This is a genomic window from Sutcliffiella rhizosphaerae (assembly GCF_917563925.1).
GTDB lineage: Bacteria > Bacillota > Bacilli > Bacillales > Bacillaceae_I > Sutcliffiella_A > Sutcliffiella_A rhizosphaerae.
Genome location: NZ_CAKJTJ010000084.1, coordinates 1 through 1,171, shown reverse-complemented (window position 1 = coordinate 1,171; position 1,171 = coordinate 1). Strand labels below are relative to the sequence as shown.

The window sequence follows — 1,171 nt, the reverse complement described above, 5'->3', positions numbered from 1 at the left end:
TTTGTCTGGTGGCGATAGCGAAGAGGTCACACCCGTTCCCATACCGAACACGGAAGTTAAGCTCTTCAGCGCCGATGGTAGTTGGGGGCTGTCCCCCTGTGAGAGTAGGACGTTGCCAGGCGGATTTTGGAGGATTAGCTCAGCTGGGAGAGCACCTGCCTTACAAGCAGGGGGTCGGCGGTTCGATCCCGTCATCCTCCACCATTATGTTTCACGAAGTGAAATTTTTTGCCGGTGTAGCTCAGTTGGTAGAGCAACTGACTTGTAATCAGTAGGTCGTGGGTTCGACTCCTATCGCCGGCACCATTCGTATTCTTATTAGTTGATATACTTAACATAACGTAATTATTGTTAAGTGATTATGTGCCATTAGCTCAGTCGGTAGAGCATCTGACTTTTAATCAGAGGGTCGAAGGTTCGAGTCCTTCATGGCACACCATTTACGCGGGTGTGGCGGAATTGGCAGACGCGCTAGACTTAGGATCTAGTGTCTTTGACGTGGGGGTTCGAGTCCCTTCACCCGCATAGTTTTCAATAGCGGAAGTAGTTCAGTGGTAGAACACCACCTTGCCAAGGTGGGGGTCGCGGGTTCGAATCCCGTCTTCCGCTCCATTGAATTGCCGGGGTGGCGGAACTGGCAGACGCACAGGACTTAAAATCCTGCGGTAGGTGACTACCGTACCGGTTCGATTCCGGTCCTCGGCACCATTTTTTCAAAAAACATTTCATATGCGCCCGTAGCTCAATTGGATAGAGCGTTTGACTACGGATCAAAAGGTTAGGGGTTCGAGTCCTCTCGGGCGCGCCATTAACGGGGAGTAGCTCAGCTTGGTAGAGCACTTGGTTTGGGACCAAGGGGTCGCAGGTTCGAATCCTGTCTTCCCGACCAGTAGAAACTTTAAATTTTTGGGGCCTTAGCTCAGCTGGGAGAGCGCCTGCTTTGCACGCAGGAGGTCAGCGGTTCGATCCCGCTAGGCTCCACCAAAAGCACTATGAGTTTATGATCTTTGAAAACTAAACAAAACAACAGCGTCCACGTTAACTTTTAATAGTTAACATGAACGAAAATTAAGTAACAAGCTAGCAAGATTTTTGAGCAACAGCTCAAACTCTTTATTGGAGAGTTTGATCCTGGCTCAGGACGAACGCTGGCGGCGTGCCTAATACATGC

9 tRNA genes and 1 rRNA gene are annotated in these 1,171 nt (G+C 50.0%); all 10 read left to right on the top strand.

The window, feature by feature from the left end:
• Positions 1-4: 4 nt before the first annotated feature.
• The 10 genes from rrf (at position 5) to LRP81_RS23075 (ending at position 984) form a co-directional block, all read left to right on the top strand.
• Positions 5-121, top strand: a 5S ribosomal RNA gene (rrf, locus tag LRP81_RS23120).
• Between the two features lie 7 nt (positions 122-128).
• Positions 129-204: transfer RNA gene (locus LRP81_RS23115), tRNA-Val, on the top strand.
• 26 nt (positions 205-230) lie between these two features.
• Positions 231-306, top strand: a tRNA-Thr gene (locus LRP81_RS23110).
• A 57-nt stretch (positions 307-363) separates the two neighbouring features.
• Positions 364-439, top strand: a tRNA-Lys gene (locus LRP81_RS23105).
• A gap of 5 nt (positions 440-444) precedes the next feature.
• Positions 445-525: transfer RNA gene (locus tag LRP81_RS23100), tRNA-Leu, on the top strand.
• Between the two features lie 12 nt (positions 526-537).
• Positions 538-612 (top strand) — tRNA-Gly (locus LRP81_RS23095).
• 7 nt (positions 613-619) lie between these two features.
• Positions 620-708 (top strand) — tRNA-Leu (locus LRP81_RS23090).
• A gap of 23 nt (positions 709-731) precedes the next feature.
• Positions 732-808 (top strand) — tRNA-Arg (locus LRP81_RS23085).
• Positions 809-812: 4 nt separating this feature from the next.
• Positions 813-889: transfer RNA gene (locus LRP81_RS23080), tRNA-Pro, on the top strand.
• Between the two features lie 19 nt (positions 890-908).
• Positions 909-984 (top strand) — tRNA-Ala (locus tag LRP81_RS23075).
• The last annotated feature ends 187 nt before the right edge of the window (positions 985-1,171 follow it).